General features: G+C 60.1%; 20 protein-coding genes. 13 read left to right on the plus strand and 7 right to left on the minus strand.

Going from position 1 to position 20294, the window contains the following annotated elements:
* The first annotated feature begins 30 nt into the window (after positions 1-30).
* From ATF69_RS08420 to ATF69_RS08435, 4 genes are all read left to right on the plus strand, one after another.
* Positions 31-2295 (plus strand): CHASE2 domain-containing protein, encoded by a 2265-nt coding sequence (locus ATF69_RS08420; protein WP_146870570.1) that lies wholly within the window; start codon positions 31-33, stop codon positions 2293-2295.
* 10 nt (positions 2296-2305) lie between these two features.
* Complete coding sequence (locus ATF69_RS08425) at positions 2306-3094, plus strand: MBL fold metallo-hydrolase (RefSeq protein WP_146870571.1); 789 nt, start codon at positions 2306-2308, stop codon at positions 3092-3094.
* A 318-nt stretch (positions 3095-3412) separates the two neighbouring features.
* Complete coding sequence (locus tag ATF69_RS08430; protein ID WP_146870572.1) at positions 3413-3910, plus strand: pilin; 498 nt, start codon at positions 3413-3415, stop codon at positions 3908-3910.
* 113 nt (positions 3911-4023) lie between these two features.
* Positions 4024-5748 (plus strand): PglL family O-oligosaccharyltransferase, encoded by a 1725-nt coding sequence (locus tag ATF69_RS08435; RefSeq protein ID WP_244303686.1) that lies wholly within the window; start codon positions 4024-4026, stop codon positions 5746-5748.
* 109 nt (positions 5749-5857) lie between these two features.
* On the opposite strand, the gene moaC is transcribed toward ATF69_RS08435, so the two are convergent.
* The gene (gene moaC / locus ATF69_RS08440; RefSeq protein ID WP_146870574.1) at positions 5858-6346 is read right to left on the minus strand and encodes a cyclic pyranopterin monophosphate synthase MoaC; all 489 of its coding nucleotides are present in this window, start codon (positions 6344-6346) and stop codon (positions 5858-5860) included.
* A 65-nt stretch (positions 6347-6411) separates the two neighbouring features.
* Between moaC and tfpZ the strand changes: the two genes are divergently transcribed.
* Together tfpZ and ATF69_RS08450 are read left to right on the plus strand one after the other, a co-directional pair.
* The gene (gene tfpZ, locus ATF69_RS08445) at positions 6412-7170 is read left to right on the plus strand and encodes a TfpX/TfpZ family type IV pilin accessory protein (RefSeq protein WP_146870575.1); all 759 of its coding nucleotides are present in this window, start codon (positions 6412-6414) and stop codon (positions 7168-7170) included.
* Positions 7171-7235: 65 nt separating this feature from the next.
* On the plus strand, positions 7236-8720 hold the full coding sequence (locus ATF69_RS08450; RefSeq protein ID WP_208758712.1) for a M48 family metalloprotease: 1485 nt from the start codon (positions 7236-7238) through the stop codon (positions 8718-8720).
* Here ATF69_RS08450 and ATF69_RS08455 read toward each other — a convergent pair.
* The 3 genes from ATF69_RS08455 to ATF69_RS08465 form a co-directional block, all read right to left on the minus strand.
* On the minus strand, positions 8688-9041 hold the full coding sequence (locus tag ATF69_RS08455; protein WP_056056593.1) for a phage holin family protein: 354 nt from the start codon (positions 9039-9041) through the stop codon (positions 8688-8690). The two genes, ATF69_RS08450 and ATF69_RS08455, sit on opposite strands and share 33 nt — an antisense overlap.
* Before the next feature lie 74 nt (positions 9042-9115).
* Entirely contained in the window at positions 9116-9574 is a 459-nt protein-coding gene (locus tag ATF69_RS08460; protein WP_056056591.1) for a hypothetical protein, read from the minus strand.
* A gap of 86 nt (positions 9575-9660) precedes the next feature.
* A complete protein-coding gene (locus tag ATF69_RS08465) occupies positions 9661-10416 on the minus strand; it encodes a TerC family protein (protein WP_056056589.1) in 756 nt (251 codons plus the stop codon).
* Positions 10417-10939: 523 nt separating this feature from the next.
* Between ATF69_RS08465 and ATF69_RS08470 the strand changes: the two genes are divergently transcribed.
* On the plus strand, positions 10940-11380 hold the full coding sequence (locus tag ATF69_RS08470) for a DUF3717 domain-containing protein (RefSeq protein ID WP_146870577.1): 441 nt from the start codon (positions 10940-10942) through the stop codon (positions 11378-11380).
* Positions 11381-11432: 52 nt separating this feature from the next.
* Positions 11433-11738 (plus strand): putative signal transducing protein, encoded by a 306-nt coding sequence (locus ATF69_RS08475; RefSeq protein ID WP_056056585.1) that lies wholly within the window; start codon positions 11433-11435, stop codon positions 11736-11738.
* Between the two features lie 84 nt (positions 11739-11822).
* Here the strand turns inward: ATF69_RS08475 and ATF69_RS08480 are convergent, their stop codons facing one another.
* The 3 genes from ATF69_RS08480 to purB are packed head-to-tail and all read right to left on the minus strand — an operon-like array spanning position 11823 to position 15505.
* Complete coding sequence (locus ATF69_RS08480; RefSeq protein ID WP_056742839.1) at positions 11823-12383, minus strand: YaeQ family protein; 561 nt, start codon at positions 12381-12383, stop codon at positions 11823-11825.
* Positions 12384-12385: 2 nt separating this feature from the next.
* Positions 12386-14080: a tetratricopeptide repeat protein gene (locus ATF69_RS08485; RefSeq protein ID WP_146870578.1), complete on the minus strand. Its 1695-nt coding sequence runs from the start codon at positions 14078-14080 to the stop codon at positions 12386-12388.
* A gap of 45 nt (positions 14081-14125) precedes the next feature.
* On the minus strand, positions 14126-15505 hold the full coding sequence (purB, locus tag ATF69_RS08490; protein ID WP_056056582.1) for an adenylosuccinate lyase: 1380 nt from the start codon (positions 15503-15505) through the stop codon (positions 14126-14128).
* 132 nt (positions 15506-15637) lie between these two features.
* Between purB and ATF69_RS08495 the strand changes: the two genes are divergently transcribed.
* The 5 genes from ATF69_RS08495 to ATF69_RS08515 all read left to right on the plus strand — a co-directional run bounded on the left by ATF69_RS08495 (position 15638) and on the right by ATF69_RS08515 (position 20252).
* Positions 15638-16252, plus strand: a complete 615-nt coding sequence (locus ATF69_RS08495; protein WP_056742845.1) for a glutathione S-transferase N-terminal domain-containing protein — start codon at positions 15638-15640, stop codon at positions 16250-16252.
* 106 nt (positions 16253-16358) lie between these two features.
* Positions 16359-17075 (plus strand): TetR/AcrR family transcriptional regulator, encoded by a 717-nt coding sequence (locus tag ATF69_RS08500; RefSeq protein ID WP_146870579.1) that lies wholly within the window; start codon positions 16359-16361, stop codon positions 17073-17075.
* A 224-nt stretch (positions 17076-17299) separates the two neighbouring features.
* Positions 17300-17884 (plus strand): TRAP transporter small permease, encoded by a 585-nt coding sequence (locus ATF69_RS08505; protein WP_146870580.1) that lies wholly within the window; start codon positions 17300-17302, stop codon positions 17882-17884.
* Positions 17885-17911: 27 nt separating this feature from the next.
* Positions 17912-19192, plus strand: coding sequence for a TRAP transporter large permease (locus ATF69_RS08510; protein WP_146870581.1), 1281 nt, complete (start codon positions 17912-17914; stop codon positions 19190-19192).
* Positions 19193-19247: 55 nt separating this feature from the next.
* Positions 19248-20252 carry a TRAP transporter substrate-binding protein gene (locus ATF69_RS08515; protein ID WP_099731779.1) on the plus strand — a complete coding sequence of 335 codons (1005 nt, stop codon included), beginning with the start codon at positions 19248-19250 and terminating at the stop codon, positions 20250-20252.
* Positions 20253-20294 lie beyond the last annotated feature (42 nt).

The raw sequence follows: 20294 nt of genomic DNA on the forward strand, positions 1-20294 counted from the left end.
CTGGACACTCCTATTCCTGCGCGTGGACCTATGTTGCAGTCCTTGTCGCAGCTGTTCCTCCGACGCTGGCAACGCATCGCAGTCACGCTGATACCGCTGGTTTTTGCGTTGCTGCACGTGGCCGATGTGCTCCACCTGCAGGTGTTGGAGCGACTGGACAACATCATCTACGACACCCGCTTGCGGGTGACCATGCCACGAACGCTGGACGAGCGGATCGTCATCGTCGATATCGACGAGAAGAGCCTGGGCCGCGTGGGGCAATGGCCCTGGCGCAGGGACAAGATGGCTGCGTTGGTGCATGAGCTGTTTGAGCGCCAACAAGTGGCCGTGGTGGGGTTTGACGTTCTGTTTGCCGAGGCCGATGAAAGTTCGGGCCTCTCTACGCTGCAACAACTGGCGCAGGGCCCTTTACGCAGCCAGCCGGGCTTTAAGGAGCAACTGGAACGTCTAGCGCCCTCACTGGACCATGACGCTCTTTTTGCGCAGTCTCTGCACGGGCAGCCAGTGGTGCTGGGTTACTACCTTTCGGGCGAAGACCGCGACGGCATCACGAAAGGCATGTTGCCAGAACCCGCCCTGCCCGTGGAGCGCTTGCGGGGCTTGCCTCTGGGGGCGACTACTTGGCGTGGGTACAGCAGCAACATTGAGTCCCTGACCCAGGCGGCACCTGCTGCAGGCTTCTTCAACTCGATCACGGACGAGGACGGAGTTGTTCGTTCCCTTCCCCTGTTGGCAGAGTACCAGGGGCAGTATTACGAATCGCTGGCATTGGCCATGTTCCGCACCGCCATCGGTCTGCCAGAGATTCACCCGGGCTTTGTGAATTCCAAGCCGTCCGGGACGCATGATGTGCTCCAAAGCATCGTGCTGCGCCAAGATGGTCGCACGCTGGCGCTCCCCGTGGACCAGCAGTTGGCCACGCTCATTCCCTACCGTGGGCCGGGCGATGCCAAGGGTGGTTCCTTTCGGTATATCTCGGCGTCGGACGTTCTGGATGGCTTGCTGCCGGCTGGTCAACTCAAGGACCAATTGGTGCTGGTAGGCTCGACAGCACCTGGTTTGCTGGATTTGCGTGTGACGCCGGTGGGCAGGACGTACCCAGGCGTGGAGACCCATGCCAACGTGTTGTCGGCATTCCTGGATGGCAAGAGCATCGTTCGGCCGGACTATGCCGCTGGCTTTGATGTGCTGCAGCTGCTGTGCGCGGGTTTGCTATTGGCAGTTGCCTTGCCCCTCTTGTCAGCATCGTCTGCGGTCTTGCTCAGTGGTGGTGTGCTTTGTGCGCTGGTAGGACTCAATCTGTGGATGTACATCGCGCAGGGGCTGGCGTTGCCGCTCGCCACTGCGGTGGTGATGGCTATGCTGGCCTTTGCCCTCAACATGGCGTATGGCTACTTTGTGGAGAGCCGGTCCAAGCGCGAGCTCGCAGCGCTGTTTAGCGCCTATGTGCCGCCAGAGCTGGTGGCCGAGATGGTCAAGCAGCCTGAGCACTACAGCATGCAGGCCACCAACCGGGAGCTGACGGTGATGTTCTGCGACATGCGCGGCTTCACCGCAATGTCTGAACGGATGGAACCGCTGCAATTGCAAGGCTTGTTGAATGAGGTGTTCAGCAAGCTCACCCACATCATCCGCAGCCACCGGGGAACGATTGACAAATACATGGGCGACTGCGTTATGGCTTTTTGGGGGGCTCCAGTAGCCACGCCTGATCATGCGCAACTGGCAGTGACTGCGGCCCTGGAAATGTCGCTGGCCATTGGGCAAATCAACGCCAATCATCGCCAGCGCGGTTTGCCCGAGATCGGGGTGGGCATTGGGCTCAACACCGGGGTCATGTGCGTGGGTGACATGGGCTCTGACATCCGGCGCAGCTATACGGTCATCGGCGATGCGGTCAACCTTGGCTCTCGCCTGGAGGGACTGTCCAAGCACTACGGTACTTCGATCGTGGTGAGCGAATCTGCCATGCAGCTCGCCCCTCAGTTTGTATGGCAGGCCATGGACCGCGTGCGCGTCAAGGGCAAGGCGCAGGCCGTGCCGATCTACCAGCCCCTCGCCCCCCGAGGGCAACTACCCACCGATCTCGGTGAAGAACTGGCTGTGTGGGAGGGTTTTCTGCGTGCCTACGCAGCACAAGAATGGGCACAATGCGACAAACTGATGGGGCAGTTGCGAGGTCTTAGACCCCACAGCATCCTGTACGAGTTGTACGCGGCACGGGTCGAAGGCCTGCGTAATTTGCCTTTCAACCCGGATTGGGATAGCGCCACCAATTTCGACACCAAGTAGAAGGCTCGACATGAAGGTTCGCGTGCTGGGGTGTTCCGGCGCTATCGCCAAGGACTGTCGCACGACATCGTTCTTGATCGGTGACAGCATCTTGCTCGATGCGGGAACTGGTGTGGGCGACCTCACGCTGGAAGAGATGGCCAAGATTGACCATGTGCTGCTGACCCATTCCCACCTGGATCACATCGCCGCACTGCCCCTGATGCTCGACGCGGTGTCGTCCCTGCGCCGTCGCCCGGTTCGGGTGCACGCCCTGGCTGCCACCATCGCGGCGTTGCAGACGCATGTGTTCAACAACGTCATCTGGCCAGATTTCAGCGCCATACCTTCTACCGCATCCCCGTTTTTGCAGTATCGAACTTTTGTCACCGGTGATGTGCTGAGCATAGCTGGCACCCAAATTGAGGTGCTATCCGCCCACCACGCCGTACCAGCCGTAGGCTTTGCAGTGCAGGGCGACACCGGTTGGTGGGTGTTCAGTGGTGATACAGAGCGTAATCCTGCGTTCTGGAGCCGCGTCAATGCACTGCCGGTAGCTTGCCTGGTAATCGAAACCGCCTTCAGTAACCGCGAACGTGATCTGGCTCGCCGCAGCATGCATCTCTCGCCCGAGACTCTGGCGCAGGAACTGGCGCTCATACCGGGCACGGAGCGCTATCCCGTTTACATCACGCACACGAAGCCTTCGGAGACATCGCTCATCATGGACGAGATAACGCAACTCGACTGCACTGTTGGCATTCCGCACCGCCCGCATGACGTTCGTTGGTTGGTTGCAGGCCAGACGATCGAGGTTTGAATATTGCTTTGACGATTGTGACAATACTGATCGACAAAAATGTAATTTCTAAGGACTGCGGAGGTCGGTAGTTTGGGGGTACTTATCCCGGTGCTCGATATCGATAGCTGGAGTCACCGAGGTCGCTATGAATGGGGTCTTTTTTGGGGGGAGTGCGCGACAAGGCGCTTGACTTCTGGTTTGGTGATTGGCCGAGGCAGGCATTTTTGCCGTTTGGATGTGCTAAGTAGCTGCTTGAAGTGATCGTGACTTGTTCCAGCGTGCAGGCACGGCGATTGCATAGCAACAGCGCATTTGCAACTTTCCTAGGAGTTTTTCATGAAGCGCACTCTGCAAAAGGGTTTTACCCTGATCGAATTGATGATCGTTGTGGCGATCATCGGTATCTTGGCCGCCGTGGCTCTGCCTGCGTACCAGGACTACACCATCCGCGCCAAGGTGTCTGAAGTCATTCTGGCAGGCTCTGCCTGCCGCACCAGCATCACTGAAACCATCCAGAGCATTTCTAGCAATGTGCTCCCTGCTGCCGATACATGGGGCTGCGAGCAAAACACTGCCAATGATCCAGCTAGCAAGCCAACGAAGTATGTCCAGGCTATTCGCACAAACAATGCCGGTGCTGTGACTATTACTTCTTCCAACGACGCTAGTCTCAAAGATGCGGCCAGCAAGACTATCGTCATGACTCCGTACTTGAATGAAACTACTGCCATTGCCAACAACAATATTAATGTTGTGGTGTACAAGTGGGTTTGCGGACCTGCTGGTGCGGACCCCATGCCTGCCAAGTTCCTGCCAGGCTCTTGCCGTGGCTAATGGCTAGTTTGTGAGAATTTGCCCGTAGGGCAGTCGTTCTTCTGATAAAGCGGTGTGCTTATTGGCACACCGCTTTTCTTATTGCCTCAGCCATTTCTGAAGTGATGATCTTGGTGAAAGAAAAAATGTTCCTATGGGTCGGACTGGTACTGTGTCTTGCGTACCTGCTACCAAACCACTATTCCCCATGGTTGAGTTTTCATCAAGAGTTGGTAGCTGCCATTGCATTTGCTCCCCTATTAATTTGGACGAGCAATCGGGCGGCGGTGGTTCCGGTGATTACCTACGGCGCAGTTCTGTTGGCCTTGGTTCCTATGCTGCAAGTTGCCGGTGGGCAACTGTATTTCGCGACAGATGGATGGATGTCCTGCCTCTATCTCATGGGTTTTGCATTGTCTGCCCACGCAGGTGCGCAAGGGGCATTCACTCCACTGCCGGGTCGACGTTCGTTCCAATCACCGATCGAAGTGATATGGATAGCAATGCTATTCGCCGCGCTTCTTTCTGCAGGCCTTGCATTCCACCAATGGCTTATCCCGACTTATCGGGGTATTTACATTGCTGAAATTCCACCAGAAAGCCGTCCATTTGGTAATCTTGCCCAGCCGAATCAATTGGCGACACTTCTGCTTCTGGGGATTGCAGGTCTTGTCTATCTTTGGGAGGCTGGCCGATTGCGCAGGCTTTACGCGATGGCTGCGCTTTTTCTACTGTTGTGGGCATTGGTCATGACCGGCTCACGCTCTGTGCTGTTAGCGCTTCTCTGGTTTCTGCCCGCATATGCGTTGATGCGCAAGCGGTGCCACTTACGGACTAAGCCGGTGGCCGTGATCGTTGGCGTGGCTTTCTACTTCGCGATGACTTGGTTGTGGCCGATGTTGGATGAGATATTGCTGCTGAATACAGCGGGCATCAATACGGCTGTGGAACGTATGGGCACTCCAGGCATCCGCCGGGTCATATGGTGGTCCATGTTGGATGCTGTCAGCCGAGCCCCCTGGTTTGGTTACGGATGGGGGCAAATAAGTCTCGCTCAAATCGCGGTTACTCTGAATCATGCGCCGACCCACCTTGTGCTTGAAAGCTCCCACAACTTGTTTCTTGATCTTGCACTGTGGAACGGGTTGCCGATTGCTGTTCTGGTGATTGCTGGGCTCGCATGCTGGTTTGTGCATCAAGCAAGAGCTTGTAACGATCCCATGAGGTGGGTGACGCTTGTGGGTGTTGGGTTTGTGTTTAGTCATGCCATGGTCGAATACCCGTTGAGCTATGCGTATTTTTTGCTACCTGTTGGTTTCTTTATGGGGGCACTGTCTATTGCACAAGGAGTTCCGTCGCGCTTTAACACGGCAGGTCCAAAGAGGCGCTTCGCCAGATGGGCATTGATCGTTACGGGCACTTTTACTGCTGGGTTGGCAGTCTCTGTTGCCATTGAATACTTCCCGCTTGAGTCAGATTGGAGTCTGATGCGCTACCAAGAGGCAAGGATTGGAAGCCGGGAGATGACAGAGCCTCCCGCCACTCTAGTCCTGACCAGCATTCAAGAATTCCTGCGATTTTCTCGCAGTGAGGCTCGGTCTGATATGACCGACCAAGCATTAGAAGCCATGCGCCGTAGCTCGGAGCGATTTGCTTATGCCGCGCCGATGTTTAAATATGCTCTCGCTCAAGCACTCAATCATCGCTCAGAGGGGGCAGTCACTACACTGAAAAAACTATGCTCGATGCAGCCGCGCAGTGTATGCATAAGTGCCCAAAAAGAGTGGAACGACCTAGCAAAAAACCGCTACCCTCAACTACTGCAGATTGCTTTCCCTGACGCTGGCGCAATACAGTGAAGTGTGCTGACTGCTGCTACGCGGGTAGCGAGATCTGCCCCCGCGTGGAAGTACGCTACATATTGGTATGTGTCTCTAGACTGTTCCCTATGGCGCAAATTGCGGCATGTCAGCTGGCTACAAAGCTTCCTGACTTGCCACCATGCTTTTCAAGCACGCGCACGTCATGGATCGACATGCCACGGTCCACCGCCTTGCACATATCGTAGATGGTCAGCAGCGCAATCTGTACGGCTGTGAGGGCTTCCATTTCGACGCCAGTAGGTCCCACTGTCTCTACTGTTGCGGTGCAAAAGATGCCATGAGCGCCAATCGTGAAAATATCTGAAGCTTCAAACTCAATAGCAATGCGTGTCAGTGCCAACGGATGGCACAGCGGAATCAGATCGCTGGTTTTCTTGGCGCCCTGAATGCCAGCGATCCGGGCTATTCCCAAGACATCGCCTTTCTTGGCTGTGCCCGCCTGAACCAGTGCGAGGGTCTCTGGCTGCATGGCAATGCGACCAGACGCAATGGCAATGCGATGGGTAGCGGGCTTGGTGGCCACGTCGACCATATGGGCCTGGCCTTGAGCATCAAAATGGGTGAGGGCAGACATGCAGTAAAAACGAGGTGATAAGCAGTAACCGTTGAACATTAATCAAGCGAAAGCATCGTACGACCATGCATCACTGGAAGAGGCGCCTGCGCGCTAGCGGAATTCATTTGGGAACCAGTCTGTGTATTGCTTTGCTGGCTGCACTGCTGGTGTTTGGTTTGTGGTATCCCTACCCTTATCGGGAAATATCTGGCGGCCGCGCTCTCTTCCTGCTGATGACTGCCGTGGACGTTGTGATGGGGCCACTTATCACCCTCGTCATTTTCAATCAGGCCAAGCGTCGCAAAGAGCTGATTATGGACTTTACGGTCGTGGCGTTGCTTCAGCTAGTGGCCCTGGGCTATGGCCTGTGGACTGTTTTCGCAGCCAGACCTGTACATCTAGTGTTCGAGTACACCCGAATGACTGTAGTTCACGCGGTCGATGTAGATCCCAGTCTATTGGTTCAGGCGCCTGTCGCGCTTAGGTCGCTGCCTTTGAGGGGGCCGACACCGATTGCGCTGCGCCCATTCAAGGACGCATCTGAACAGTTTGATGCAACGATGGCGGCCATTGGCGGTGTACCGTTGGCGGCTAGGAGTGACCTTTGGCAAGCTTACGAAGACAGCCGGGCAAACATTCTGCATGAGGCGAGACCGGCGTCTGAATTGCTGGTGAGATTTGCCAGCCAAGCAGCTTCGATCAACATGGCCCTTCAAGATGCAGGCCGGCCGATCCACCAGCTTCGCTACCTGCCGCTGGTCAGCCGGGATAAGGTTTGGACAGTGCTTCTAGACGCCACCACAGCGCAACCACTGGCGTTCATGCCAATCGACTCCTTCTGAATCTCAGCCGCATGTTTGACAACGTTCGGACTAATCTCTCAAGGAAACTGGGCGCTGCCACCTTCATGCTAGGGGTGTATTTGGTGACGGGATTTGTGCATGTTGATGCCCAATCCTCCCTCCCTACCCTCGGCGACACCAGCGACCTCACCACAAGCGCCGAGCGCCGCTTGGGCGACCGCATCATCCGCGAGTTGTACCGCGACCCAGACTACGTTGATGACCCGGTCATGGCCGACTATGTGCAGGGAATCTGGCAGCCTCTCCTTTCAGCGGCCAAGACACGCGGTGAACTTAGCATCGAGCTGGACGAACGCTTTGCCTGGGAAATCCTGCTGGGACGCGATCGCACGGTGAATGCTTTCGCTTTGCCCGGTGGGTACCTGGGGGTGCATCTGGGGTTGATCGGTGTGGTGGCCACGCGCGATGAACTGGCCTCGGTACTGGCGCACGAGCTGAGCCATGTGACCCAGCGTCACATCTCGCGACTGATCACGCAGCAGAGCAAGCAGACGCCCTTGCTGCTGGGGGCCATGGTGCTGGGTGCACTTGCGGCCAGCAAGAACCCAGGCGCCACGCAGGCCCTGGTCGTGGGAGGCCAGGCCTTGGCCATTCAGAATCAGCTCAATTTCTCGCGGGACATGGAGCGTGAGGCGGACCGCATTGGCTACGGGCTGATGGCCCCCGCAGGTTTTGCGCCCCAAGGGTTTGTGAGCATGTTTGAAAAGCTGCAGCAAGCCAATCGACTCAATGACAATGGGTCCTGGCCTTATTTGCGCAGCCACCCGCTGACCACGGAGCGTATGGCAGACATGCAGTCGCGCATCCCTCCGGGTGCAGCATCTGCGCCGGGCACCGCAATGCAGGTTTCCAGCGAACACGCCATGGTGGCTGCGCGGGCGCGTGTGCTGTCTAACCCCGGAGTGGATACCTTGCGCCAGTGGATCGCGGAGCCCAAGGGCTCTGGGTTTCAGTCGCAGCCACTGCCGCGACGGGCCGGCGCGCTGTATGCGGCGGCGTTGGCAAGCAGCCAGTTGCGTGATGGGGCAAATGCGCGTCTGATCACGCGCCAACTGGACGACTTGGTGCGACAGGACGCCGCTGCGCATCGCCTGGCACGCCTGTTGGTGGCAGAGACCGAATTGGCAGCTGGCGATGCATCTGCGGCCCTGCCGTCCATTCCAGATGGCAACAACGCACGCAGGCCAGAACTTGTGTTGCGTACCCAAGCCCTGCTGCGCGCCAACCGACCCGCTGACGCCACGCAAGCCTTGCAAACCTGGGTGGCAACCCACCCCAAGGATGCGACTGTATGGCAACTACTGGCGTCCACCTGGCAAGCACAAGGCCAGGCGCTCCGGGCGATTCGTGCGGAGGCCGAAGCGCAGGCTGCGCGCTATGACTATGCCGCCGCTGTAGACCGGTTCAAGGCCGGCCAGGATATGGCTCGCCGAGGCGGTGCGGCAGTGGACCACATTGAGGCCTCCATCATCGACACGCGTCTGCGCTCGATGGAGTCACTTCTTCGCGAACAGGCCACCGAGCGCTGATTCGATGACCAAGCCCAGCACCGAGTAGATCAGCGAACCCAGCAGTGCAGCCCCAAAACCGGCGACGTGGAAGCCGTCCAGCACGCTGGCCGCTGCCCAGAACATGAGTGCGTTGATGACGAAGAGAAACAGCCCGACCGTAACGATGGTGACGGGTAACGTGAGTACGACCAGCACCGGTCGCAGCACCACATTGAACAGGCCGATCACGAAGGCCGCGATCAGCGCCGAGGTGAAGCTTTTCACCTCCACACCGCTGTAGATGTAAGCCACAAACAGCAGCGATGCAGCGCTGAGCAGCCATTTCAGAAGAAGTCGCATGGCCGGAGAATAGCACTGGCCTGCTGTGCTGCAATCATTGGATGTGGCTTGCCTGGCCACACACACCTACCGGCCTATTCGAGCGCCAGCACCCACAACACACCAAAGCCGGTGAGCACGCTGCCTAGCGTGCCCGACAGTGACGACCAGCGCCCGTCCACGCGGCCAGTGGGCTGCACAGGCTCGGACTTGGGTCGGCGCGCGTCCACCACGGGTGCGGTCACCATGCCGCCGGCATCTGCCTGAAGTTGAGCCGTGAGCTCGGCCAACGGGCCCTTGGCCACCACGGTGGTTACAGCCCCCGAGGGGGTATGAAGTGTCGGAACAATTTGTGCGAACAGCTTATCCGCCCACTTCGTACGCCAGTTCTCGCGGGTGCTGTGGCTCACCCATTTGCTGACACGGTGGGTCATGCGTGGCGCACACGCTACCAGCACCCAATGGGTGTGTGCGCTGGCTGGGCGCCCACACAGGGGTGCCAGCACTTGCTGTGCGTACGCTGCGTCGTCCACATACACGATGACTCTGTCCATACCCACCTCCAGGTGTGATGCTGACCACAGGGGAGCGGTATGGCCCCCTGCGCCGCGTCAGATGCAATGCAATTCGCGTGAAGCGGTCAGTGCCCGGCCGGTGCCGAGCCAGCACTGGCACGGCGAGCCAGGATGATCTTGCCAGCCAGCAAAACCAGCAGCGCACCGGCCACACTGGCCCCGTACTTCACGACATCGGTGACTTCGCCGCTCACGCTATCGACGGGCATCTTGAGCATCCACTGCCACTTGTCAGGGTTGGCGAGGGCTGGGTCGGTGACCAGCATGCCGCCGGCAATCCAGCCCAGCAGCATGCCACCCAGCGTGATGATGAGGGGAAACCGCTCCATGAGCTTGATGACCAGCTGACTCCCCCAGACGATGATCGGGATAGAGATCAGCAGACCCAGCACCACCAGCAGGAACGAATGGTCGCCTGCGTTCTGGGCCGCGCCGGCAATAGCGATCACGTTGTCCACGCTCATGACCAGGTCGGCCACGATGATGGTCTTGATGGCAGCCAGCAGCTTGTCGCTACCTTGCACGTCGCCATGGCCCTCTTCATCGGGAGCCAGCAGCTTCACACCGATCCACACCAGAAGCAGCGCGCCCACGAACTTGAGGAAGGGCAGCGCCAGCAAGGTCATCGCGAAGGCGATCAGGATCACGCGCAGCACGATGGCGCCCGCAGTGCCCCAGATGATGCCCTTGGTGCGTTGTGCAGGGGGCAGTTTGCGGCAGGCCAGGGCAATGACCACGGCGTTGTCACCACCCAACAGGATGTCGATGATGATGATCTGGCCGAGTGCGAGCCAGAATTCGGGCGAAGCCAAAAAGTCCATAAATTCCTCAATGTCAGTGGCGCGAAACGAGGATCCTGGCGCCACTGTAGCGCCGAGTCCCCCGCAGGGATAGGGGGCTTACGGTGACCTGGTCAAGGAAGGCTTGCCCCAGACAGGGGAGACATGGCAAGCGAAGGGACGGCCTTGATCAGCCCACGGTGGGCCCATCAAAGGTCTTGCTCAGTTCTACACAAGCTGGTTGTGCGTGAACCCGGATTGCCGGAAGCAAAGCTTCGTATTGACGACAAATCCGATGCCTTGTGCCGCTCAAGCCCGGATAGCGGTGGGCTGGCTGGCAAGGCGGGAGCTACTCCCCTTCGAGACCGCGATTGGAACATTACCGGCGAGGCAGCGCAAGAGCCGGGGTGTTGTGGTTACTGCGTACACGCCGGGGGGGGGCTGGGTGTGCTGCCTCGCCCGGGGAAATACGGCGGATACCACCACTGCCAGCATCCCTTGTGGCGGGCCGCTATCATCCAGCCCCTCTTGTGCCCCTGCGCTTGCGCGTCCCTTGCCCCCTTTCATGGCTGCCATCCACATCACCGACATCGAAGCTGCCATCAATCACTGGCGGCACCGTGCGCCCGCATCACCCGATGGGTTGGGTCTGGCGCCAGAGGTCCAGGCCCTGGGGGAGGTCTATGCGCTGATGGTCTACGGGCACACCACAGAGATCGACGAGGACAGCCTGCCTTCCGCAGCCATGGCGGCTTGGCAGGCCTGGTACGACACGACGCCCGACACACCTTGCATCGCGATTTGCTCCACCAGCCAAGGCGATGACCTGTGCAAGGGCTGCGGGCGCACCTTCGACGAGGTGCAATTCTGGCCCTCGTACACTCCGGCGGAAAAGCGGGGGGTGTGGCGCCGTATCACGCTGGAGCACTCGGCCTGGCGTTTCAACCGATATGCCGAGCGCGCCGCAGAGGGCATGACCGCGCCAGGGGCGCCAACGGCTGGGTAGGTTGACGGGCGATGGGCTGTACGCCCGCCCGGCAAACCGCTAAGGTGGCGCCATGCTGCGCCTGACCCAAGCTCCGAACATCGCCATCGCCACCCTGTGGGCGGATCTGCTGTGCGAAGCGGGCATGACGGCCTCAGTGCAGCGCCAGTACCTGGGCGCTGCCGCCGGACACCTGCCACCCGATCAGTGCCTGCCCGAGATCTGGCTGGACCACGAAGAGCACGCTGCGCGTGCACAAGCCTTGTTGCAAGAGTTACACAACCTGCCGCAGCGCCACTGGGCCTGTCTCTGTGGCGAGTTGGTGGAAGGCGGGTTTGAGCAGTGTTGGAATTGCGGAGCGTTCATGCCGCGCGACTGACGGCATTGGGTGGTTTGCTATATATTTGATAGCTATTGAGGCATATTCCTCTAGCGCTACCAGGAACTTTGCCCCAAAACGCCCTCACTTCCAGCGTACGGGCTCCACATGCACGCTGCCTTGTGTGCTGCTGAGGGTGATGGATCCTTCCTGCACTGTGGCCTGCAGCTGCATGCTGCGCTCGGCCAGCTGTGCCAGCGCTTGCGACGCCTCGGTCGGAATGCGCCAGACCTGCAGCTTGTCCAGTCGCGAAAGCTTGGTTTCAATGCCCTTCCACCAGATCTCGGCCGCGTGGTTGAAGCAGTACACGATCACCGAGTCAGCCTTGCTGCAGGCTTTGGTCAGGGGCTTGTCTTCCGGTTGCCCTACTTCGATCCACACGCGTTTGCGGCCGGTAAAGTCCGTCAGCGATGCATCTGGGTCATCCGGGTCTGACAGCCCTGCGCCGAACGCGAGTGTGGCGTCGCCATTGCACAGGTCATTGAGCTGGTGCGCCTGAATGGCCAGGGCTGCCAGCCGCACCATCATGCGCTCGTCGGTTTCGCTGGGGTGGCGTGCCAGGGTGAGCGCATGGTCGGCGTAGTAGCCGTGGTCGATGTCGGCGATCGCAAGGTTCGCTTTGAATATTGTGGATTTGATCGCCATTCTCAGCGGGTTCCTTCAATTTGTACTTCTGCGTCAGCCCCATTGCTTCGACGTTTTTCAATGACATATCGGGCCGAAAAACTGCCCAGGCGTGCGGCAGTTTGCAGCGCATCTTCCGCGTCAGGGCTTTGCAAGGCATAAAGCGCGCGAAATCTTTCAAACCAAATTCGCGGTTCGTCGTGGGGCGTTATCCGCTCGGCGGTTTCCAGATCAGAAAGTGCTTCTTGGGGGCGGCCTGTGCGGGTGAGCGTCGTTGCGCGAGCGAGGTAGAAACTGGAGTTCTCGGGGCTCAGTTCGATGGCCTTGCTGATATCTGACAGTGCTCCCTCAACGTTGCCCTTCTGGAAGCGCTCGTTGCCCCGGTTGAAGAAGATCCGGCTCGCTCCTGCTACTTCAGGTTTCGGGAGTTTGGCTGCGGCGTCTTCCCAAAGAGCGGCCCGTGAAGAAAAGCTCTCCAGCCGGTCTTGTGACTGTACAAACAACAGAGGGATCACCAGCACGCCGAGTGCAAGTGTCATGCGCCACGGAAGGTGTCGTGCCAAAGCGGCGACCGTCGCAGCATACCCAATGGCCCAGATATAACTGCGGTAGAGCACGTACGGTTCCTGAAAACGCACAAGGCTGAACTCAACCAGAAACAGCAAAGCGCTGAATGCGAGACCAAAAGCGAGCAAACGGTGCTTGCCCGTCCGCAGCGAAAGGCCTGCCACCACAGAAGGCACTGCCACAAACAGACCCAGTTGCAGCAAAGCGTGAACGGAAGTCCAGGGTTGAAGAAAATCGACCCTCAAGTCTGCAGACATTCTGGTGGTGGAGGGTATCAGCCACTGCAGCCAGTATTGGTAGTACAGCTGGGCCTGCATGTAGGCCGAAAATAGCCACCGATCACCGCGGCCCTGGAATGCAGGCAGGCCGTAGATTTCACCTGTCAGATCGCTCAGTCTGGGTTCGTACGGCTGGCCAACGAATCCCATCCCCACGCTGAACACCAAGGCAACGGCCGGCAAATTCGCGCAAATGAACGTGGAGCAGACCTGTACCGTTCGTCGATCCACCCGATCCAGCAGCAAAACGAGTGACAAGGCTGCAAATGGAACAGTCACTGAATGTTCCTTGCACAGCATGGCCAAAGATGACATCAGCGCCGCACGCAGCGCCCTGACATGGCTACCTTCCTGCAGGGCCATCAGCAAATAGCGCAAGCTGATCAGCGAGAACAGCGCGGCCATGACGGTAGTGCGCTGTATCAGGTAGCCCGCCGCATAGACAGCCACTGGATGCACCACAAACACAACGGCCAGCAATGCTGCAATGGCGCAGGCCTGCTCACGGGCTATGGCAGCCGGCTCGCTTCGGCGCCCCTCCAGAATGAGCATCTGCTTGAGCAATTGATAAAGTTGCCAGGCGACCAAAACGTGCAGCACCAAGCTGATAAGCCGATGCGCTTCCATGGTGCCCGATTGTGTTTGGACCCAGCCCAGGGTGAAGTACGGCAACGACCGGGTAAGCAGCTCCCAGGGCTCCACGGCCGCGGTCGTCAGACGGGAGGTGAAGAAGAGATTTCCGTCGTCAAAAACAAACGGATTTTCCAGGTACGGACCGTACAGCGCCGCCGCGACTGCCAAAACTACGACAAAAACAAGCAGAGCAAACAATGATTCCTTTGACCAACGCCCTCGAATGAAAGGCGCTGTCATCCAGGTGCTCTCTTGGGTGTACCGCTCTGCCGCATGGAGGTAGCGCTACACCCGGCGCGCCAGCTCGGCCGCCTTGCCCACATAGCTGCCGGGCGTCATCGCCAGCAGTCGGTCCTTTTCGGCCTGAGGAATCTCCAGCGACTGGATCAACCCATGCAGCGCTTCGGCTGTCACGGTCTTGCCCCGGGTCACTTCCTTGAGCTTTTCGTAGGCGCCCTGCACTCCAAAGCGGCGCATCACCGTCTGGATGGGTTCAGCCAGCACTTCCCAGGACGCGTCCAGGTCTTCGGCCAGGGCTTCTTCGTTGATTTCGAGCTTGTTCAGGCCCGTGAGCAACGAGGCATAGGCCAGCGTGGCGTAGCCCAGGGCCACGCCCATGTTGCGCAGCACGGTGCTGTCGGTCAGGTCACGCTGCCAGCGGCTGATGGGCAGCTTTTCGGACAGGTGCTTGAGCAGCGCGTTGGCCAGGCCCAGGTTGCCTTCGGCGTTCTCGAAGTCGATGGGGTTGACTTTGTGCGGCATGGTGGACGAGCCGATTTCGCCCGCCTTGAGGCGCTGCTTGAAGTAGCCCAGGCTCACGTAACCCCAGATGTCGCGCGAGAGGTCGATCAGGATGGTGTTGGCACGGGCGACGGCATCGAACAGCTCGGCCATGTAGTCATGGGGCTCGATCTGGATGCTGTACGGCTGGAAAGTCAGGCCCAGGCCCAGAGGCTCGGGTGTCTCGATGACCTTCTTGCTGAAGGCTTCCCAGTCAAAGTCGGGCCAGGCAGACAGGTGGGCGTTGTAGTTGCCCACGGCACCGTTCATCTTGCCCATGATTTTGACGCTGGCGATGCGGTCGCAGGCGGTTTGCAGGCGCATCACCACGTTGGCCATTTCCTTGCCCACGGTGGTGGGGCTGGCCGTCTGGCCGTGGGTGCGGCTGAGCATGGGCACTTCGGCAAAGGCGTGTGCCATTTCGCGCAGCTTGAGCACGATGCGGTCCAGCCCTGGCAGCACCACCTGGTCGCGACCCGAGCGCAGCTGCAGGGCGTGGCTGGTGTTGTTGATGTCTTCGCTGGTGCAGGCAAAGTGCACGAACTCGGAGGCTTTTTCCAGCTCGGGGCGTGCCTCGAACTTGCTCTTGATCCAGTATTCGACCGCCTTCACGTCGTGGTTGGTGGTCTTCTCGATCTCCTTGATGGCTGCAGCATCGGCCTCGGAGAAGTTCTTGACCAGGCCCAGCAAGTAAGCGCGCGCTCCGGTGGTGAGGGGCTTGAACTCTGCAAACCCTGCATCCGACAAGGCAATGAACCACGCCACTTCCACTTGCACGCGGCGGTGCATGTAGCCGTGCTCGCTCATGATCGGGCGAAGGGCGGCAAGTTTGGGGGCGTAACGGCCGTCAAGCGGCGACAGGGCGGTGATGGTGGACAGGCTCATGGCGCACGATTGTAGGCGGGGCCGGTCGGCGGGGTTTGTGGGGGCGGCGCATCAGTCAGCCTCATGCCGGGTCGCTGTCGATAGAATCAAACCCGAATTGTTCAGCATTCCCCGCGCACTGGAAGACACACCATGAAATTGATCGGAGCCACCGCCAGCCCCTACGTGCGCAAGGTACGTATCGTGATGGCTGAGAAAAAGCTCGACTACCAGTTCGTGCAAGAAAACGTCTGGGCAGACGACACCCATATCTCTGCATCCAACCCCCTGGGCAAGGTACCCTGTCTGGTGATGGAAGGCGGCGAGGCTGTGTTTGACTCGCGCGTCATCGTCGAATACCTCGACACCTTGTCGCCCGTGGGCAAGCTCATCCCTTCCCAGGGCCGCGAGCGCGCTGAAGTCAAAACCTGGGAGGCCCTGGCCGACGGCGTGATGGATGCCGGCATCCTGGCCCGCCTGGAAGCCACCTGGGTTCACCGCAAGGACAGCGAACGCAGCCAGGCCTGGATCGACCGCCAACTGCTCAAGGTGAACGATGGCCTCAAGTCCATGAGCCAGGGGCTGGGCGACAAGCCCTATTGCAGCGGCATCCACCTGAGCCTGTCGGATATCGCCGTGGGTTGCGCTCTGGGTTGGCTGGAGTTCCGCTTTCCCGAGATCGCCTGGCGCAGCGAGTACCCCAACTTGGGCAAGCTGCTCGACAAGCTGATGCAGCGCCCGAGTTTCGCGGACACCAAGCCTGCCTGACCCCGTCGCTCGGCTGCTGAAAGGCTCCGGCAAGCCCGTCCTCCCGCGGAGTGCCGCGGGTCTTTGTGCAGTTCCGGTCCTCTGCTTGCCGTATGCTCCCGGGCGTATGAACGAAATGGTTCAAAACCCACCCCCCACCGCTGGTATCAGGGCGACCCGCCAGCGCGCCGCGCGCGAGGCCGCTGCCACGCCGGGCGCCGACCGGGTGCGCGTGAACGACCCAGACCGCACCATGGCCAACATCCTGCAGGTGGCCACGGCAGAGTTTGCCGACAAGGGCCTGGCCGGAGCCCGCATCGACGAGATCGCGGCACTGACCAGCACCAGCAAGCGCATGATCTACTACTACTTTGGTAGCAAGGAAGGTCTGTATGTGGCGGTGCTGGAAGACGCCTACCGCCGCATCCGGCGCATTGAGTCAGAGCTGCACCTCGAAGACCTGGCGCCCGAGCAGGCACTGCGCACGCTGGTCGGTTTCACGGTGGACTACCAGCTTGCCAACCCCGACTTCATCCGCCTGGTCATGAACGAGAACATGCACCGGGGCGAGTACATCACCCAATCCGCCACGATCCAGGAACTGAATATCCCAGTCATCCATGCCGTGCGCGACGTGTACCAGCGTGGCGTGGCGGTGGGGGTTTTTCGTCCGGATGTGGACCCTGTCGATCTGCACATGTCGATTTCGGCGCTGTGCTTTTTCAACGTGGCCAACCGCCACACCTTTGGCGCGATCTTCAAGCGCTCGCTGGATACGCCTGCCGCCACGGCGCAACGCCGTGAATCGATCATTGAAATGATCGTGCGCTTTCTGCGGCCCTGAATCGAATCCCGCCGGCGCGCTGCGCGCCTGGCACCCTGCTGTTCTTCAGGGCCATGAGCCGGAGGACGCTCTTCGCCGGGCGTGGTTGACCCATCCATCGCGACCCCACGCCGCGCCACCCGGTGCTGCCCTATCGCTGTTCGCGAACAGGGTTTGCACCTAGATCAAATACTAACCAGTTCGTACAAAATTAAATCCACTCACTGATAACGACTGGAGACACCATGCTTGCACTGGCCGACCGCTGGCTCGGGCGATACACCCGCGCACTCGACATGCTTTCCGGCCTGTGTCTGGCCATCATGGTGGTGCTGGTGTTCGGCAACGTGGTGCTGCGCTACACGGTGAACTCGGGCATCACGGTGTCCGAAGAGCTGTCGCGATGGCTGTTTGTGTGGCTGACCTTCATGGGGGCCGTGGTGGCTTTGCGAGAGCATGGGCACCTGGGCACCGATGTCTTGGTGTCCCGCCTGCCCGCTGCGGGCAAGAAGGTCTGCCTGGTTCTCGCACAGATATCGATGCTGTATGTCTCCTGGCTCCTGCTCAAAGGCAGCTGGGCCCAGATGCTGATCAATGCCGACACCGAGGCGCCGGTGACCGGGGCGTCCGTGGGCATCTTCTATGCCAGCGGTGTGCTCATGGGCGCATCAGCCATTGCCATTCTGGTCCGCGATCTGCTGCGCACGCTCTTTGTGCCGCTGGGCGAGCATGAGCTGGTCATGGTGCAGGAAAGCGAAGAACTCGCGGCACTGCAACACCGCACGGAAGACGCCAGTGCCAGCACTCCCCCTCCAGGCCCCCGTCGCTGACCCCTCCTTTGCACTGGAACGCGCACCATGACCGTCACCATCTTCCTGGGCTCCCTGCTGCTCGCCATGGCGATCGGCGTCCCCATCGCTTACGCGCTGCTGATCTGCGGTGTGGCGCTGATGTGGCATCTCGACCTGTTCGATGCGCAAATCCTCGCGCAGAACGTGATCAATGGCGCGGACAGCTTCCCGCTGCTGGCCGTGCCCTTCTTCATGTTGGCGGGCGAGATCATGAATGTGGGGGGGTTGTCCAAGCGCATCGTAAAGCTGGCGCTCACCGTGGTGGGCCATGTCCCCGGCGGGCTGGGCTACGTGGCCATCATGGCGGCCGTGATCCTGGCGGCAGTGTCGGGCTCGGCCGTGGCGGATGCGGCGGCACTCGCGTCGCTGCTGCTGCCCATGATGGTGGCTGCGGGGCACAACAAGGAGCGTTCGGCGGGCTTGATTGCCTCCGCCGGGATCATCGCTCCAGTGATACCGCCCTCGATCGGCTTTGTGATCTTTGGCGTGGCCGCCAACGTGTCCATCAGCAAGCTGTTCCTGGCGGGCATTGTTCCTGGCGTGCTGCTGGGGCTCTCGCTGGCTGCGACGTGGTGGTGGCTGGTGCGACGCGAGAACGTGGCGCCGCCGAAGCGCGCAACGCGCGCCGAGCTGCTGCTGGCGTTGCGCGAAGCCGTCTGGGCCCTGGGCCTGCCCATCATCATCCTGGTGGGTTTGCGGATGGGGGTGTTCACACCCACCGAGGCTGCTGTGGTGGCCGCCGTCTACTCGTTGTTTGTCGCGATGGTCGTGTACCGCGAGCTGACCCTGCGCCAGCTGGTGGAGATCTTCCAGACTTCCGCACGCACCAGTGCCGTGGTCATGTTCTTGGTCGCAGCTGCCATGGTGTCGGCCTGGCTCATCACCGTGGCCGATCTTCCGTCCGCTGTCATCGGCATGCTGGAGCCTTTCATGGGCAACCAGACGCTGCTGCTGATCGCCATCATGGTGCTGGTCATGGTGGTGGGTACAGCGATGGACATGACACCCACCATCCTCATCCTCACTCCCGTGTTGATGCCGGTGGTGAAGGCTGCGGGCATCGACCCGGTCTACTTTGGCGTGCTGTTCATCATCAACAACGCCATTGGCCTCATCACGCCGCCCGTGGGCACCGTGCTCAATGTGGTGGCCGGGGTGGGCCGCATTTCCATGTCGCAGGTCACCCGGGGCGTCATGCCGTTCATGGTGGCGCAGTTCATCGTCATGTTCCTGCTGGTGCTGTTCCCATCCATTGTTCTCGTGCCCTTGCGCCTGCTGGGGGGCTGACCCTCCCTCCCGCGCCTACCGTTTCTGCCTGCCCAAAAACCAAGGAGACCATCCCATGAAGCTGCTCAAAACCCTGCTCGCCACGGCCCTCGTCGCCGCATCGCTGCTGCCCGCTGCGCACGCGCAGGAGCGCACCATCAAGTTCGCCTTCCAGAACCAGAAGGACCACCCGCAGGCCCAGGGCGCGCAAAAGTTTGCCGACCTGGTGGCGGCCAAGACCAACGGCCGCATTGCCGTCAAGCTCTTCCCCGGCGGCACGCTGGGCGGCGACCTGCAGACCGTGTCGGCGCTGCAAGGTGGCACGGTGGAGATGACGGTGCTCAACGCGGGCATTCTGTCGGCCCAGGCCAAGGAATTCGGCATCTACGACTTCCCCTTCCTGTTCGCTACGCCCCAAGAGGCTGACGCCGTGACGGACGGCCCCTTCGGCAAGAAGCTGCTCGACAAGCTGCAGGCCAAGAACCTGGTGGGCCTGGGTTATTGGGAGCTGGGCTTTCGCAACCTCACCAACAGCAAGCGCCCCATCACCAAGGCTGAAGACATTGCAGGCCTCAAGATCCGCGTGATCCAGTCGCCCATCTACATCGACATGTTCAACGCGCTGGGCGCCAATGCCGTGCCCATGCCCTTCCCCGAGCTGTACACGGCCATGGAGCAGAAGGCCGTGGACGGCCAGGAGAACCCGTTCTCCACCATCCTGTCGTCCAAGTTTGCGGAGGTGCAGAAGTACCTGACCGTGACGCGCCACATGTACAACCCCCAGGCCGTGATCGTGAGCAAGAAGTTCTGGGACAGCCTGAACCCTGCTGACCAAAAGGCGCTGACCGACGCCATGGCCGAGGCCACCACCTTCCAGCGCGGTGTGTCGCGCGTGCAGGCCAATGTGGCGCTGGAAGACCTCAAGAAGGCCGGCATGCAGGTGTCCGAGTTCTCGCCTGCCGAGCTGGACAAGCTGCGCGCCAAGGTCAAGCCTGTGGTCGAAAAGCACAGCGAAAAAGTGGGCGCAGAGACGGTGAAAGAGGTCTACGCCACGCTGGCCAAGCTGCGCGGCGGCAAGTAAGCCCCAAGCTGCCTTCCCTGCACGGCTACCAGTGGACCCGCC

The organism is Acidovorax delafieldii (assembly GCF_007993815.1).
GTDB classification, from domain to species: domain Bacteria; phylum Pseudomonadota; class Gammaproteobacteria; order Burkholderiales; family Burkholderiaceae_C; genus Acidovorax; species Acidovorax delafieldii.

Bases quoted from the DNA above. Each gene is read 5' to 3' on its own strand.
- ATF69_RS08420 (WP_146870570.1), top strand. From the start codon at position 31: ATGTTGCAGTCCTTGTCGCAGCTGTTCCTCCGACGCTGGCAACGCATC.
- ATF69_RS08425 (WP_146870571.1), top strand. From the start codon at position 2,306: ATGAAGGTTCGCGTGCTGGGGTGTTCCGGCGCTATCGCCAAGGACTGT.
- ATF69_RS08430 (WP_146870572.1), top strand. From the start codon at position 3,413: ATGAAGCGCACTCTGCAAAAGGGTTTTACCCTGATCGAATTGATGATC.
- moaC (WP_146870574.1), bottom strand. From the start codon at position 6,346: ATGTCTGCCCTCACCCATTTTGATGCTCAAGGCCAGGCCCATATGGTC.
- tfpZ (WP_146870575.1), top strand. From the start codon at position 6,412: ATGCATCACTGGAAGAGGCGCCTGCGCGCTAGCGGAATTCATTTGGGA.
- ATF69_RS08450 (WP_208758712.1), top strand. From the start codon at position 7,236: ATGCTAGGGGTGTATTTGGTGACGGGATTTGTGCATGTTGATGCCCAA.
- ATF69_RS08455 (WP_056056593.1), bottom strand. From the start codon at position 9,041: ATGCGACTTCTTCTGAAATGGCTGCTCAGCGCTGCATCGCTGCTGTTT.
- ATF69_RS08460 (WP_056056591.1), bottom strand. From the start codon at position 9,574: ATGGACAGAGTCATCGTGTATGTGGACGACGCAGCGTACGCACAGCAA.
- ATF69_RS08465 (WP_056056589.1), bottom strand. From the start codon at position 10,416: ATGGACTTTTTGGCTTCGCCCGAATTCTGGCTCGCACTCGGCCAGATC.
- ATF69_RS08470 (WP_146870577.1), top strand. From the start codon at position 10,940: ATGGCTGCCATCCACATCACCGACATCGAAGCTGCCATCAATCACTGG.
- ATF69_RS08475 (WP_056056585.1), top strand. From the start codon at position 11,433: ATGCTGCGCCTGACCCAAGCTCCGAACATCGCCATCGCCACCCTGTGG.
- ATF69_RS08480 (WP_056742839.1), bottom strand. From the start codon at position 12,383: ATGGCGATCAAATCCACAATATTCAAAGCGAACCTTGCGATCGCCGAC.
- ATF69_RS08485 (WP_146870578.1), bottom strand. From the start codon at position 14,080: ATGACAGCGCCTTTCATTCGAGGGCGTTGGTCAAAGGAATCATTGTTT.
- purB (WP_056056582.1), bottom strand. From the start codon at position 15,505: ATGAGCCTGTCCACCATCACCGCCCTGTCGCCGCTTGACGGCCGTTAC.
- ATF69_RS08495 (WP_056742845.1), top strand. From the start codon at position 15,638: ATGAAATTGATCGGAGCCACCGCCAGCCCCTACGTGCGCAAGGTACGT.
- ATF69_RS08500 (WP_146870579.1), top strand. From the start codon at position 16,359: ATGAACGAAATGGTTCAAAACCCACCCCCCACCGCTGGTATCAGGGCG.
- ATF69_RS08505 (WP_146870580.1), top strand. From the start codon at position 17,300: ATGCTTGCACTGGCCGACCGCTGGCTCGGGCGATACACCCGCGCACTC.
- ATF69_RS08510 (WP_146870581.1), top strand. From the start codon at position 17,912: ATGACCGTCACCATCTTCCTGGGCTCCCTGCTGCTCGCCATGGCGATC.
- ATF69_RS08515 (WP_099731779.1), top strand. From the start codon at position 19,248: ATGAAGCTGCTCAAAACCCTGCTCGCCACGGCCCTCGTCGCCGCATCG.